11 protein-coding genes are annotated in these 13,546 nt (G+C 59.2%); 6 read left to right on the top strand and 5 right to left on the bottom strand.

What is annotated here, in order from left to right; all coding sequences use genetic code 11:
• Window positions 1-85: 85 nt before the first annotated feature.
• Window positions 86-412, bottom strand: a complete 327-nt coding sequence (locus QWJ34_RS11275; RefSeq protein WP_302727769.1) for a winged helix-turn-helix transcriptional regulator — start codon at window positions 410-412, stop codon at window positions 86-88.
• Window positions 413-534: 122 nt separating this feature from the next.
• On the opposite strand from QWJ34_RS11275, the gene QWJ34_RS11280 reads away from it, so the two are divergent.
• Together QWJ34_RS11280 and QWJ34_RS11285 are read left to right on the top strand one after the other, a co-directional pair.
• Window positions 535-1,551 (top strand): oxidoreductase, encoded by a 1,017-nt coding sequence (locus tag QWJ34_RS11280; RefSeq protein ID WP_302727771.1) that lies wholly within the window; start codon window positions 535-537, stop codon window positions 1,549-1,551.
• A gap of 129 nt (window positions 1,552-1,680) precedes the next feature.
• The gene (locus QWJ34_RS11285) at window positions 1,681-3,174 is read left to right on the top strand and encodes an SH3 domain-containing protein (protein ID WP_302727773.1); all 1,494 of its coding nucleotides are present in this window, start codon (window positions 1,681-1,683) and stop codon (window positions 3,172-3,174) included.
• A gap of 407 nt (window positions 3,175-3,581) precedes the next feature.
• Here the strand turns inward: QWJ34_RS11285 and QWJ34_RS11290 are convergent, their stop codons facing one another.
• Window positions 3,582-4,031 (bottom strand): hypothetical protein, encoded by a 450-nt coding sequence (locus QWJ34_RS11290; RefSeq protein WP_302727774.1) that lies wholly within the window; start codon window positions 4,029-4,031, stop codon window positions 3,582-3,584.
• 479 nt (window positions 4,032-4,510) lie between these two features.
• Window positions 4,511-5,209, bottom strand: a complete 699-nt coding sequence (locus tag QWJ34_RS11295) for an O-methyltransferase (RefSeq protein WP_302727775.1) — start codon at window positions 5,207-5,209, stop codon at window positions 4,511-4,513.
• A gap of 213 nt (window positions 5,210-5,422) precedes the next feature.
• On the opposite strand from QWJ34_RS11295, the gene QWJ34_RS11300 reads away from it, so the two are divergent.
• The 4 genes from QWJ34_RS11300 to QWJ34_RS11315 all read left to right on the top strand — a co-directional run bounded on the left by QWJ34_RS11300 (window position 5,423) and on the right by QWJ34_RS11315 (window position 8,579).
• Window positions 5,423-6,364, top strand: coding sequence for a LysR family transcriptional regulator (locus tag QWJ34_RS11300; RefSeq protein WP_302727777.1), 942 nt, complete (start codon window positions 5,423-5,425; stop codon window positions 6,362-6,364).
• A 109-nt stretch (window positions 6,365-6,473) separates the two neighbouring features.
• Entirely contained in the window at window positions 6,474-6,791 is a 318-nt protein-coding gene (locus QWJ34_RS11305; RefSeq protein WP_302727779.1) for a DUF5713 family protein, read from the top strand.
• A gap of 85 nt (window positions 6,792-6,876) precedes the next feature.
• Window positions 6,877-7,839: an AAA family ATPase gene (locus QWJ34_RS11310; protein WP_302727780.1), complete on the top strand. Its 963-nt coding sequence runs from the start codon at window positions 6,877-6,879 to the stop codon at window positions 7,837-7,839.
• A gap of 98 nt (window positions 7,840-7,937) precedes the next feature.
• Entirely contained in the window at window positions 7,938-8,579 is a 642-nt protein-coding gene (locus QWJ34_RS11315; RefSeq protein ID WP_302727781.1) for an RNA ligase family protein, read from the top strand.
• A 65-nt stretch (window positions 8,580-8,644) separates the two neighbouring features.
• Here QWJ34_RS11315 and QWJ34_RS11320 read toward each other — a convergent pair whose 3' ends face one another.
• The gene (locus QWJ34_RS11320) at window positions 8,645-9,022 is read right to left on the bottom strand and encodes a PilZ domain-containing protein (RefSeq protein ID WP_302727782.1); all 378 of its coding nucleotides are present in this window, start codon (window positions 9,020-9,022) and stop codon (window positions 8,645-8,647) included.
• Between the two features lie 397 nt (window positions 9,023-9,419).
• Complete coding sequence (locus QWJ34_RS11325; RefSeq protein WP_302727784.1) at window positions 9,420-13,499, bottom strand: S-layer homology domain-containing protein; 4,080 nt, start codon at window positions 13,497-13,499, stop codon at window positions 9,420-9,422.
• Window positions 13,500-13,546 lie beyond the last annotated feature (47 nt).

The raw sequence follows: 13,546 nt of genomic DNA on the forward strand, positions 1-13,546 counted from the left end.
CATGTACGCCCTATCGCGTTAATGTCCAACATTCTCTATTTATCATACCAAGCGCCTTCGCGAAAACGCAAAATAACGTCCGGCGTCAGCTCCGGTTCGCCACGCCCCAGTTGCACATCGCGTCCAGCACCGGCATCAGCGTACGGCCTTTGTCCGTCAGCTCGTATTCGACCTTGGGCGGAACCTGCGTAAACACTTTGCGGCTGACCAGTCCCGAACTTTCCAGCTCCTTGAGCTGCATGCTGAGCATTTTATGCGTGATGCCGGGGACGCTGCGCTTCAGCTCGCCGTAACGCTGGGTATGCACTCGGGCCAGACGGTAGATGATCTGCATTTTCCATTTGCCGCCGATCAGGGACAGCGTGTATTCGAACGGACTGTCTTCCAGCGTTTCTTCGGATGGGTTCCGCATGGACGCTCACTCTCCTTTTGGTGTGTATCCTACAAAAAAGTGCATACTGTTGCCTCGAGAACCGTCTGCTTATAATCGATTGTAACGGACTCGCGAGCCGCTGACAAAAAGGAGGGATCTCCATGCTGTTTACACCGCTGGATCTCGGAAACGTGCACTTGAAAAATCGCATTATGATGGCGCCGATGGCGACGGACTTTGCGGGAGACGACGGGCTGCTCCAGAGCGAGCATACCGTGCATTACGCTTCGCGCGCGCTCGGCCAGGCGGGGCTGATTATGCTGGAATCGACCGCCGTTTCGCGGCAGGGCCGGGGCGTCGATACCAATCTCGGCATCTGGAACGACGAACAGGCGCAGTCGCTCGCGGATTTGAACGTTCTGCTGCACCGGCTCGGCGCGAAGACCGGCATCCAGCTCTGGCACAGCGGCCGCAAAAAGGAAAACGAATCGGCCGAAGAACCGGCGCTGTCCGCTTCCGCTCTTCCGTTCGAAGACCTGCCGCGCCAAGCGCTTACCGAAGCCGGGATTGCGCGCGTTGCGGACGAGTTCGTCCGGGCGGCGCGGCGGGCGCGGGATGCCGGGTTCGACGTGATCGAAGTGCACGCGGCGCACGGATTTCTGGTCAACGAATTTCTGTCGCCGCTGCTCAACGACCGACGCGACCGCTACGGAGGCGGCGCGAAGAACCGCTACCGGTTTCTCGGCGAGATCGTCGGGGGCATCCGCCGGGTCTGGGACAGGGGATTGTTCGTGCGCGTGTCGGCCGAAGAATATCACCCGCACGGCAATCATGTGGAAGATCATGTGCGGTACGCGCAGTGGATGAAGCGCCAGGGCGTGGATCTGGTCCACTGCAGCAGCGGAGGCGTCACGCGCGAAGCCCCGCCGGTCTATCCCGGCTACCAGGTGCCGTACGCCGAACGGATACGCCGGGAAGCGGACATTTCGACGGCGGCCGTCGGCCTGATCGAGACCGGGCGGCAGGCCGAAGAGATTCTGCGCAGCGGGCGCGCCGATCTGATCGGGATCGGGCGGCCGCTGCTGCGCAATCCGTTCTGGGCCGTCGAAGCGGCGCGCAGCCTGAAAGTCGAACTGGACGCGCCGCGCGTGTACCGTCCGTATTGGAAAGCGGAATAAACCGCGGAAGAACGGAAAAAGGATGTCTGCCCCGCACTTTTTTTGGATATAATGGATAGGAGATGCGATCGGCCGGACAAGCGTCCGAGATCGCGGCGATATTCATTTTGAACGATCGGGAGAAGCGCTATGACTGTGTATGCCCCTATTTTGGAAACCCTTGAAGCGATGCGGCCCGTGCTCGACCGGCACGAGACGTGGCGGCCGCTGCTGCTCTCGCTGGATAAACTGCCGAGCGGCGAAGAACTTGAGCGGGAGGAGCGCCCGCCGGAGGAATTCTGGAAGCGTCTGCGCGAGTTCCTGGATACGGCCGCGGCTTTTGCGGACAGCGTGGAGAACGGCGCTTCCCTTCAGCGCAGCCTCGAACAACTGCATACTTTTAACGAACAAGGCGCTCCGGACCTGTATCGGAGCAAAGAAAGGCTGGGCCGGAAGCGCTTCGATATCCAGACGCAGCGGATGCAGTTCGATCTTCTGTCTCCGGCGAGAATCGGTTCGCTGCCGGAACTGATCGACGGGCTGCAATCCGTGAAGCTGCTGTCGGGGGCGGGCATCGTCGAACTGGCGCAGACGCTGGAAGAAGCACTCGCGCTGCACAGGGACCATCTGGCCCGTTTCGAAGAAGAGGAGGAGCGGCTGAGCAGCGAAGCGCGGCCGCCCGTACTCTCCTTCGCTTTCGTCCGCCGGCTGTTCGCTTCCCGCGAAAGGCTGCATTCGCTGGAGGCCCGGCAGCAGCTTCTCCTCCGGCTTCGCGAGCGCTGCCTGGAGCTGGCCGCGAAAGCCGAACGCCTGCTGGCGGACTTCAAAGCGAGGCTGGCTCCGCTTCTGCGCAATCTGGAAGCCGAGATCGAACAGCTGGATTTCCGCCTGTTTACCGGCGAAAGCCGTTTGTTGGACCACTATCGGGCGGATACCGCGGAGATTGAACAGGAACTGCTTACGGCGCTCCGTTACCTGGAGCAAGCTTGCGGCAGCGTCTCGCCGTTTATGCGGCTGCTGGGCGAACTCGACGCGCGGATCGATTCGCCGGACTGCTCCGAACAGGAGGCGCAATACGGTATCCGCGCGGCGATCGGACGCTGCCTGTCGGGAATGGAGCGGATCGGGCACGACGGCCTGCTGGAACAAGGGCGTTCGGCGCAGCGGGATCTCGGCATGCCGGCTTCCATGCCCGAAGCGCCGAGGCGGTACTCGTTCGACGCCGGCCGGCTGGCGGGCGAAGCGGCGAAGATCCGGCCATACGTCCCGGGCATGGCGCCGCTGAATCTTTTGTATTTGCGGCCGGTTGTACTCGGGGCGCTGGCGGCATGCGTGCTTGCCTTATCGATCGGTTCGGGCTTGCGGGCGGCGTTGAACGCAAAGTCTTACCCGGAACGGGAAGCGGCGTCAAGCAAGGCGGCGGCCGGGAAAGAGGACGCCTCCGCGCAGCTGGGAACCGCGCGGATCGCGACCGATGAACTTCATGTGCGAAGCGAGCCGCGGCTCGACGCCCCGTCGCTCGGCACGGTTACGCGCGGAACGGTTCTGCCCGTGCTGGAGCGGCGCGACGGCTGGCTGCGAATCGGACGGGATAAGTGGATTTCGGGCAGCGACAAATACGTGGAGTATACGCCGGGGTCCTGACGAACAAAACGGCGCAAGAAATGAAAAAAAGGCTGTCCCTCGCGCCTGCCGGCGCGGGGACAGCCCTAACGTGTCGAGCAAGTCTGAATTTGAGCGAAATGAAAGAGCGGAGGGAGAAATTCAGTGAAGGTACAGACTTTCGGAGAAAGTCAATATCGGAAGCCTATGCTTGATAGCGTTCGCCTTTGAAATCGAGAAAATCCCACTTTAATTTAATCCTTTTTCTCGATTTCAACACGCGACCTAAAGTCTTTCGAAGAAAGACACATCGAAAGCCCACGCTAACGAATTTCTCTCGCAGCTCTTGACCTGATTTTGCGAATAGGACTTTCTCGACAGCTTGAGGCTGTCCCTCACGCGGGGACAGTCCTTTTTTGCATATTCCGTTTACCTGCCGTCCGGCTGCGTCAGCGTTCGTATTGCGCGCGCAGCCGCTCGAACTTCCGGCTTTTCTCGCGCCAGCTCACAAAGCCGAGCAGCAGGCTGAATACGACCAATACGGCGATCAGCAGAATCTGCGCGGACGGCGAGAATCGCTCCGCCAGCTCCCGGAGCGAGGTCCCGTTCACGACCAGTTGGCCGAAAGACAGCAGCACATTGAGCCAGATAAACGACCGGAAAGCTTCGCCGAGCACCAGCCACGGCGCCGAGCCGTCCGCTATTCTTGCCCATCTGCGATAAAAGCGTTCTTCGCTGCGTCCGCCGGCGGTTAGCCGGTATCCGCACCAGATCAGGAATGCGGCTACGCCCGCGTAATAAATGCCGACATAGCCGATTTCGTTCGTAAGCGGGATGCCCAGCAGCAGGAGGCCGCCGATAACAAGTACGGCAAGCCGCGTTTTTCCGGAAAACTCCATTCGATCCCCTCCTCTTCACACGTACATAATTATACGTCAGGAGAAGAATATAGTTCCATATTCATTTATAAAGCAGGCGAATTGCAGGCCAAGTCCATATTTGGGTGTAAAAACGAGACGGCTTGTCGATCCAGCGGCGAGATCCGAAGATGCGCCTCAAGTGTTGACGCCAGGTCAGCAATTGAGCGAGAAATTCGAGGATCGAACGAAAATGCTGACTAAAAGTGCACATTGGGGCGTGAAAATCGCGAAAAACAACGATTTGTTTGTAAAATATAGACTAAAAGTCAGCATTTTTCTGTCCCTGTTCTTTTTCAGCCCGAAATCCTGACTAAAAGTGCACATTTTCTACGGGGCTTCAAAAGGACTTGCACAGTGAGGCGTAAGAAGAATGCCCGGTTGTGTCTGTGTCTCCTTTTTGGGAAAGTATTTTTACACATCATTATGGACTTAACCGAATTACAGGCCTACATATACCACTACTCCCGCACAATCCCCAGCATGAATCCGTCGTACCCTTTGACCCCTACCGTCTGGATCGCGGTCGCGTCGATTCGCGGCTCTTCGGCCAGCAGATCGAAGAACCGCCGTACGCCACGCACCCGCGGGTCGGCGCTGCTTTCTTCGATCACCGCTCCTTCGCGCACCACGTTGTCCCCGACGATTACCGTGCCCGGCTTCGACAGCCGCAGCGCCCATTTGAGATAAACCGGATTGTTCGGCTTGTCCGCATCGATAAAAATAAAATCGAACGGTTCCTGCTTCTCGCGCTCCAGCAGCGCAAGCTGCCGCGCCGCGTCGCCTGTCCGAATATCGACGAGCTCCCGGCCAATGCCGGCGCGGTCCAGATTCTCCCGGGCGATCCGCGCATGCAGCGGCTCGAGTTCCAGCGTAATCAACCGTCCGTCTTCCGGCAGGCCGCGCGCCATCCAGATGGTGCTGACCCCGCCGAGCGTCCCGATCTCCAGCACGCGCTTCGCGCCGCTCATGCGGATCAGCAGTTGGAGCAGTTTGCCCTGGGCGGCCGTAACGTCGTAGTGGGGCAGGCCGGCGGCATCGTTGGCGTCCAGCGCATGTTCCAATACCGGGTCGCGGGGGATCAGCTTGCGTTCGAGATAGCGGTCCGTTTTGGCCCAGGTATGCGTAAGGTTCGGAAATTCCATAGATTTATCGGTCATTGCGTTCACGTCCCTTTCGAAAAGTCGGGTAGAGAAAGCCGGAGCGTTTCTCTTCGCCTTCATTGTAGACGCAGCGAACGAATAAATATAATATATCTTTGAAGCTAAATCATAACTTAAATTTATGAATAACTTGGCTGAAGAGCTTGTCTGTTACGTCAACAAAAACAGCTGCTCCGAGCCAACGTTCGATTCAAGGAGGCTTTGTATCGCATGAATCTGCACGCGCTGCGTTTGTTTCACGAAGCCGCCGCCGCGGGCGGCGTTACCCGCGCGGCCGAGAACTTGAAGATCAGCCAGCCCGCGATTACGTCGCAGATCAAGAAGCTCGAGCGCGAGCTGTCGCTTACGCTGCTGCGCCGCGACGGCCGCGGCGTCGCCTTGACCGAAGCCGGGCGCGAACTCGACCGGCTCGCCGCGCGGCTGTTCGCGGTCGAGCGGCAGATCGAGCGCTTCGCCGCGGACTACGGCAGCGGCGAGACCGGCAGCGTCTCGATCGCCGCGACTTACCTGCCCGCGCACTTTCTGCTGCCGGGCTGGATCGCCGCCTTCAAGCGGCGGCACGAACGCGTCGAGCTGTCGGTCGCGACGACGCACTCCGGCGGCGCGCTGCGCCGCCTGCTCGATCTCCAGGCCGATCTTGCGATCTACGGCGGCCTGCCCGAGCCCTACCCGGACAGCATCCGGGCGGAGGAGCTGTTCCGCGACGAACTGTGGTTCGTCGTATCGCCGGAGCACCGCTTCGCGAACCGCAGCGTCTCGCTCGCGGAGATGATGCGCGAACCGTTCGTCATGCGCGCGCAGGGCAGTTCCACGCGCGAGCGGCTGTTCGCGCTGTGCCGCGCGCACAGCCTGCCCGCGCCCAGCGTGCCGCTTCAATTCAGCGGCCTGCCCGAAGCCATCCGCGCCGTGACCGCGGGCTACGGCGCGAACTTCGTTTCTTCGCTCGTCGTGCGCGAGTACGTCGAGCGCGGCGAACTGTGCCGGGTCTTCGTCGAAGATGTCCGGCTGGAGAACGTGATCGCCGTCTGCACCCGGCGCGGCGAGCGTTTGAACGCGGCGGCGGAGAATCTGCTGGCGCTGATCCGCGAAGCGGGCGGTGCCGGCGGCGTATCCCGGACGGCCGATTCATCGGACGGAACGGCGCCGCCATAACGCCGCTTTAAGATTCTCGCGGCCCGCTTCGCTTGGCGGTCTCTTCTCTTTTTTGTTATAGTCGTAATTGGACAGGCACAACGCCTGTTCCGGAAAGGAGCCTACCCAAATGACCGCTTCGATCGTTTATTTGCAGAACATGTACCGCGACGATTACTACCCCGATTTTCTGGTCGACAAGATCAAAGCGCGGTTGGAACAGCTTGCGCAGTTTCTGCAGGCCGGACCGCAGGATAACGAAGCCGTGCAGCGGAAGCTGGACGAAATGACGCTTGCGATCAACGAGATCCAGGACGAATTCTATGAGCATGACAGCGAATTGGAGACCGTCGCGCGCGATTGCATCGCCGAGACGACGGAGCAGATTCTCCAGGCGTTCGGCGTGGATATCGATCTCGAAACGGCGCTGCGGGAACGGGACTGGTAGTCCCGGTACCCGCGCGCCATGCGCACAATCCCCCGTCTGGGGTATAGTAATAGAGGGACCACCCCCGAAAGGAGGTGAATTCCTGATGAATACGATTCATATGCTGGTCGGCATTCCCGGCAGCGGCAAAAGCGTATACGCCCGCGAACTGGAAAAACAAACGCGCGGCGTCATCGTTTCGACCGACGGCATCCGGCAGCGGCTGTTCGGCGGCGAGTCCAAACAAAAAAATACCTACGTCGTTTTCGACGAGGCGTTTCGGGAGATCGGACAGGCGCTGGATAGCGGACGCGACGTAATCTTCGACGCGACCAATGTGGACCGGGACCGGCGCGCCAAGTTCCTCAAACGTTTTGGCGACGTGCCGGTACAGTGCCATGTCTGCGACACGCCGTACGAGACCGCGCAGCGCCGAATCGCGGCCCGCAAACGCAAGCTGGACAACAAGATCCTGTCCAAGTACGCGAAGAATCTCCAGTTTCCGCTGATCGGCGAAGGGTTCGAGGCCGTGCGCATCGTGCATGCGCCGGGCGATCCTTCGGCTCTCGAACGCGGGGAGATCGAACGTCTGCTGGAGCGGCAGGCCGGACACGACGAGCTGTTCGCCGCGCTGGCGCGCCATCCTCTTTTTGCGCAGATGCTCGGTTACGACCAGGGCAATCCGTTCCACACCCGCACGCTGTCGCAGCACACGTACGCCGTGCTCGAATACGTGAACGCTTTTTACGAGGAAGAGGACCGGTTGGCGATGCAGTGGACGGCGCTGGCGCACGATATCGGCAAACCTTTTTGCAAAGTGTGGAAAGAAACCCGCGGCTATTACTCGTACTTCGGTCACGAGCATGTATCCGCGTCGATGGTCTGCCATCTGCTGAAAGAGCTGGGTTACGACGACGGCTTCGCGTTGGACGTGGCTTCGCGCACCGAGCTGCACATGGAGATTCTGCACGGCGGGGACGCCGGAGCGTCGAACATCTATCATCTGCTGGGCGGAGAAATGCTGGCGAAAATGTACTTTTTTGCGGAAGCCGATACCTACGGAAAGTAATTCGGCAGTAACGCCATGGGAAACCGGGCCGGACGGCATCAATCGTGTCACGCAAGGATTCACGGCAAAATAGAACGATAAGCAAGCGAGGTGGCACCATGAAAATCAAATACCCGAAAACGATGCATCTCCCCTGGTCGCGCAGTTATACGGACGACGACAAGATTCTGAGGGATACGACGCATTTTATCGGGAAAGAAGTGGTCGTGACGGAGAAAATGGACGGGGAAAACACCACGATGTACCCGGAAACCATTCACGCGCGGTCGCTCGACAGCAAAGACCATTCGTCCAGGCATTACGTCAAAACGCTGCACGGCGGCATCCGCTACCTGATTCCGGAAGGCTGGAGGCTGTGCGGGGAAAACGTATACGCCAAACATTCGATCAAATACGACGAACTGCCGAATTACTTTATGCTGTTCTCGGTCTGGGACGACCGCAACGTCTGTCTGTCCTGGGACGAAACGGAATGTCTGGCGCGCGAACTGCATCTTCCGACGGTTCCGGTGCTGTATCGGGGCGTCTGGGACGAAAAAGCGGTCAAAGCCTGCTACACGCGCGTGTCGAAGCACGGCGGCGAGCAGGAAGGCTACGTGGTACGGCTGGCGTCTTCGTTCGGTTACGACGATTTCAAGGTCAGCCTGGCGAAGTTCGTCCGTAAAAATCACGTGCAAACGGACGACCACTGGCTCAGCAAGCCGGTCGAACCGAACGAATTGAAAAAAGCTTCGGAATAATTCAAACCCAAACCAAGAACAGGAGTGAGTCCCATGTAATTCGCACAGCAGTCCGACGTCCAAGATTACATCACGCGAATCCGATTGGCCCCCGCGAGTCCCCGAAGCTCCAATTGAAGCCGGTCTTTCTGCTCTTCCGGCACTTCCATTTCCACTCCGTAATAATGGCGTCCCTCTTCTTCTTTGTTCCAGCGCAAATGTCCTTCGAAATGCAGCGGTTCTTCGTTCAGCACGAAGTCGAGCGCGACCCGAATCCGATTCCTGCCGACCGGCACTTCCAGCGGCAGCGAAACGAGGCAGCCCGAACGGCTGATATCGTGCATCTGCGCCGATACCGGTTTGCGCGGCGCGGGCGTAAAATTCAGGCTGACGATATACAATTCAAACTCGATCGGCTCCTCCAATACATAGCGAAACGGCGACTTTCTGCGATTGCCGGGCATATCGGTTATTCCCCCTCCATTTTATTCCAAGCGTTTATGTCTTTATCATCGGCCGGCGTGCTGAATTAATGTAGACGACCGGGCTTTTATTCGTTGATAGGATGAAAAAGACACCGGATGCTTCGATCCGGTGCTGTTAGGATGTCGAGAAAGTCCTATTCGCAGGGGAAGCGTGGGGCTGCGGGAGAAATTCGTTCCGGTCGCGTGTTGAAATCGGGAAATTGGATGAGGGTTAAGTAGAGATTTCCCGATTTCAAAGGCGAACGCTATCGCTCCTTCACTGAATTTCTCCCTCCGCTTATCGGCTTCGCTTTGAACCGAACTTTCTCGAAACGTCAAAGACACCGGATGCTTCGTTCCGGTGTCTTTTTGATCTTTTGTTTTGGTGTGGGGCGGATCAGCGCTTCTGCATCGCCAGGATCATGCTGACGGCTTCGGCGCGGGTGGCGGTCTGGTTCGGCGCGAAGCGGTTGGAGCCTACGCCTCCGGCCAGGCCGGCCTGCTCGGCGGCCGCGATGTACGGCGCGGCCCAGGCCGGCGCGGAAGCGGAGTCCGCGAAAGTCGGCTTGGCTTTCGGGTCGACGGCAAGCTTCGCGGCGCGCACGATCATCACGGTCAGTTCGGCGCGGGTCAGCTCGCGGCCCGGACGGAAGGTGCCGTCGGCAAAGCCGCCGGCCAGGCCCGCCGCCGCGCCCTGCGCGATATAAGGCTTCGCCCAGGCCGGCGTGTCGCCCGCATCGGCGAAGTCCGGTTCTTCATTGCTCGCCGGCAGTCCCAGCGAGCGGACGAGCATGGTCATAAATTCGGCGCGCGTGACTTTGGCGTTCGGGCGGAATTCGCCGCCCGGATAGCCGCCGACGAATCCGGCCGTTACGGCGCGGTTAATCGCGGACGCCGCCCAGTGGCCGGCGATATCGCTCAGTGCGGGCTGAGGCTCGGCCGGCGCTGCCGGAGCCGGGATCGTCGGCGTCGAAAGCGTCGGAGCCGGAGTTTCCGGCTTCGGCTGCGCAGGCGCCGGCACGGCCGGAGTCGGGGCCGGCGTCGAAGGAGCCGGCGTCGTCGGCACCGAAGGCCCGGTGCCGCCTTGATCGCCGCTGCCGCCGCCCGGTGTCGGCGTTGGCGTAGGCGCCGGAGTTTCCGGCGTAGGCGCCGGAATTTCGGTCCGCTTCACAATGCCAAAGCGGTCGATGACAAAGGGTTTGCCGCCGTCGATATTCCGGTCGATCTCATAGGTGACGGCCGTCAGGCGTCCGCCGTCGATCGTGACGCCGACAAAGTTCTGCACCTGTCCGCGCTTCGGACGGGTGTTGTTCGACGGATCGGGTCCGTATTTGGCGGCGTGCTGCTCTTCGGCCCGCTCGAACAGGGCGTAGTAAGCGTCGCCGAGTTCCGGCTTCGCGTTTTTGTAATACACTTTGGCTCCGGCGGTCGCCGGAATCAGGTAGATCGTGCCGTCCGGGTTAACGGTATATTCCACACTCTCCCCGCCAACGGATTCGGTAATTTTCTGCGGTGAAGAATCGGCTGCGCCGTCGCTTTGGATCGCTTTGGTGCGGGCGTAGATATGATCGTGTCCCTGGAGCACGAAGTCGATATCGAGCTTCGCCATCAGCGGCGCGATCTTGCTGCGGACGCCGTTTGCGCCGATAATGTCTTTGTCCGTCGCGTGATTGGACGTCGTGTACGGACCTTTATGGATATTGACGATAATCCACTGCGCCCCGGCCGCTTTGGCGGCTTCGACGTCGCTTTGCAGCCAGTTCACCTGCTCTTCGGAGAAGTTGGCATACTCTTCCGAATCCTCGTTGGAATTCAGGATTACGAAGTGGGCGCTGCCGTAATCGTACGAATAATAAGCGCCCGTCTCGGTGGCCGAACCTTCAGGCGTATCCAGATTGAAGTGATCGATAAACGCATAGTTCTCGTCTTCGTGATTGCCCGCCGAAGGCGCGATCGTCGTCTTGAGCAGGCTTTCTTGCGAATGGCCGAGCAGCCAGTCCCACTGCTCTTCTTCCGTCCCCGTGTCCACGATATCGCCGTTATGCACGACGAATTCGGCGTTCGGCACGGTTTGCAGCGCTTTGGCCAGCGTTTCCGCCGACAGCTTGGCTTCGTCTTCTTCTTTGGCCTGCGTATCCGCCAGATCGATAAAGGTAAACGCGTTGTCCCCGTCGTCCGTACGGAATGTTCCTATTTGACTCCAGCTGTCGAGCGAAGCGTCGCCGACGCGGAAGGAATACGCGGTGCCGGGTTTCAGGCCGGAAGCGGCCGCTTTGTGCACGCGCTCCTGCGGAGCGTTGACGGAATTCTTGCTTGCGCCTTTGAACTTGAGCGACTGCGAGAAGTCCGGAGCCGCAGCGCCGCTTTCGACGATCTGCACATCGCTGGACGCCGAGTTCTGATTCGTATACCAGGTGAACCCTCTCGACGTGCCGCTGTCTCCGTGGAACGTCGTCGTGACTTTTTCAATCTTCGTTTTCCCGATCGGTTCCGATCCTTCGTTCGTCTTGCGGATGCCGTAGCTGTCGTACAGCTTCACTTCGCCGCGATCGGCCGTATACGTCTCGAAAGCCAGCGTATCGTCCGTTGCTTTGAATCCGGTAAACATCGGCAGATTCGGCTGTCCGAACTTCGCTGCGTAAGGGAACGTTTCGGCTTTCGGCTGATACATCTTGTTCCCGGCCGCGTTGGTAATCAGATACAGCGTTCCTTTCGGGTCCGTCACCAGACCGTTTTGGTCAGGCAAAATATCCGTCAGCGGCTCGTTATTGTACATCTGGTAGCTGCGCGTGTACGTGTGATCGTGTCCGCTCAGCACCATGTCGATATCCAGTTCGTCGAAGACCTTGGTCAGATTGGCGCGGAAATCGACAACGTCCTTATCGTTAACGTGGTTGGCTACGGAATAAGGCGCTTTGTGCTGGACCACGACTTTCCATTTCCGATCCGTATTTGCGGCTTCGCCGCGCAGCCATGCCACCTGTTTCTCGTAAATGGCGCGGTCCGCTTCGCTGCCGCTGATACCCGAATACTCGGTGTTCAGCACCATAAAATGCACCGGGCCGTAATCGAAGGCATAGACGGAACCGTCCGGTTTGGCGCCGGTATTCGACAGGTTCGGCAGGTTGAAATGCGTCGCGAAATTGTCGTAATTCCTGCTTTCGTGGTTGCCTACGACCGGAAGCAGCGGCAGAGTGCCGAGAATATTCTGCGCTTTGCCGAAGAACCATTTCCACTGCTCTTCGCGGTCGCCGTTGTCCACCTGGTCGCCGGAAATCAGGATAAACTCGGAGTTCGGAAACTGTTGGCGTCCGGCTTCCAGCGTTTCGTTCCAGGTGACGAAATCGCTCTCGGTCGTTCCCTGGGAGTCGGTTGTAAACAGGAACTCGAAGTCTTCTTTCCCGGCGCGTTCCGTCGTAAACGTACGGATATCGCTCCAATTCTCCGCCTGCCCGTCGCCCGCCCGGTACGCATACGTCGTGCCCGGCAGCAGATTGTCGGCGACGACTTTGTGGCTGGCATAGTTCGTTTTGCGTCCGGCTGTTTGATCGGCTTTGTTCTCGTACACTTCCGTTACAGCCGAAGCCCCTTCGTACACGGTTGTTCCCGCAGCCGGGAACGACCCGTTTTCCAGCCGCGACGCTTCGATCACTTCAAGTTGGGTATCCCTCACGCTGTCCGGCGTGTACCAGGCAAATCCCATGCCGGTCGAAGGGTCGCCGTTAAAGCTCATCACCAGCGATTCGGGACGTTCGCTTCTCGGCGCTGCCGGCTCGACCTGCTCCGGCTGCGCATAAGCGGTCAGGCTCATATCGAAATACAGGTCGGAACTGCCGTCGCTCGTCTGGTGTACTTCTGCGGCAAACGTGTTGCTTCCGTTTTTCAGCGCCGCTTTGAGCTTATCCGTCAGGTCGGCTTTCTCGACATGGGGATCGCTGTCGTTCGTCGTGCTTTTGGTGTCGTAAACGATATCGCCCGCCGGCATGCTGCCGCGGTAAATCTCCTGTCCGTTTACATACAGCACCACGCCGTCGTCGTAGCCGAACTTCCCTTCAACCCGGACGTATTTCTCAAGCTCCGCGGTGTCGATATTCGCTGTGGCGCGGAAGTAGGTCGTCCGGTATTTTCGATCCGGATCGTCGCCATACCCGACCTGCGTTTGAAGTCCGCCGAAATCCGGAGTCGAAACTCCGCTTCCGTCCGGTCTGCCTTCTTTGTAACCCAGCGGAGCCGCTCCGCTGTTCCAGGACGTATCGTCGTATACATCCCGCCAGACCGAAGTCTGATCCGTTCCGTCGTCGAGATATTTCCACTGCGATCCGGCAGGCAGCAGAGCAAGAGGCTCGGCCGTCTCTTGAACCGGATTCTGCGGATCTTCCGCGGATGCGGTCCGGACAGCGAGCCCCGGGTTCAACACACCGAGCAGCAGCATAAGAATCATCGAAATCGAGAATGCGCGCGCTATAAACTTTTGCATCATTCACTCCTGAATACGTATTCTGGAACCCCTCCCAGTGGCACCAG

This window comes from Saccharibacillus sp. CPCC 101409 (assembly GCF_030518235.1).
Lineage (GTDB): Bacteria > Bacillota > Bacilli > Paenibacillales > Paenibacillaceae > Saccharibacillus.

Coding starts and splice junctions, on each gene's coding strand:
- QWJ34_RS11310 (WP_302727780.1), top strand. CDS start 6,877: ATGAATACGATTCATATGCTGGTCGGCATTCCCGGCAGCGGCAAAAGC.
- QWJ34_RS11295 (WP_302727775.1), bottom strand. CDS start 5,209: ATGACCGATAAATCTATGGAATTTCCGAACCTTACGCATACCTGGGCC.
- QWJ34_RS11290 (WP_302727774.1), bottom strand. CDS start 4,031: ATGGAGTTTTCCGGAAAAACGCGGCTTGCCGTACTTGTTATCGGCGGC.
- QWJ34_RS11305 (WP_302727779.1), top strand. CDS start 6,474: ATGACCGCTTCGATCGTTTATTTGCAGAACATGTACCGCGACGATTAC.
- QWJ34_RS11280 (WP_302727771.1), top strand. CDS start 535: ATGCTGTTTACACCGCTGGATCTCGGAAACGTGCACTTGAAAAATCGC.
- QWJ34_RS11275 (WP_302727769.1), bottom strand. CDS start 412: ATGCGGAACCCATCCGAAGAAACGCTGGAAGACAGTCCGTTCGAATAC.
- QWJ34_RS11315 (WP_302727781.1), top strand. CDS start 7,938: ATGAAAATCAAATACCCGAAAACGATGCATCTCCCCTGGTCGCGCAGT.
- QWJ34_RS11285 (WP_302727773.1), top strand. CDS start 1,681: ATGACTGTGTATGCCCCTATTTTGGAAACCCTTGAAGCGATGCGGCCC.
- QWJ34_RS11300 (WP_302727777.1), top strand. CDS start 5,423: ATGAATCTGCACGCGCTGCGTTTGTTTCACGAAGCCGCCGCCGCGGGC.
- QWJ34_RS11325 (WP_302727784.1), bottom strand. CDS start 13,499: ATGCAAAAGTTTATAGCGCGCGCATTCTCGATTTCGATGATTCTTATG.
- QWJ34_RS11320 (WP_302727782.1), bottom strand. CDS start 9,022: ATGCCCGGCAATCGCAGAAAGTCGCCGTTTCGCTATGTATTGGAGGAG.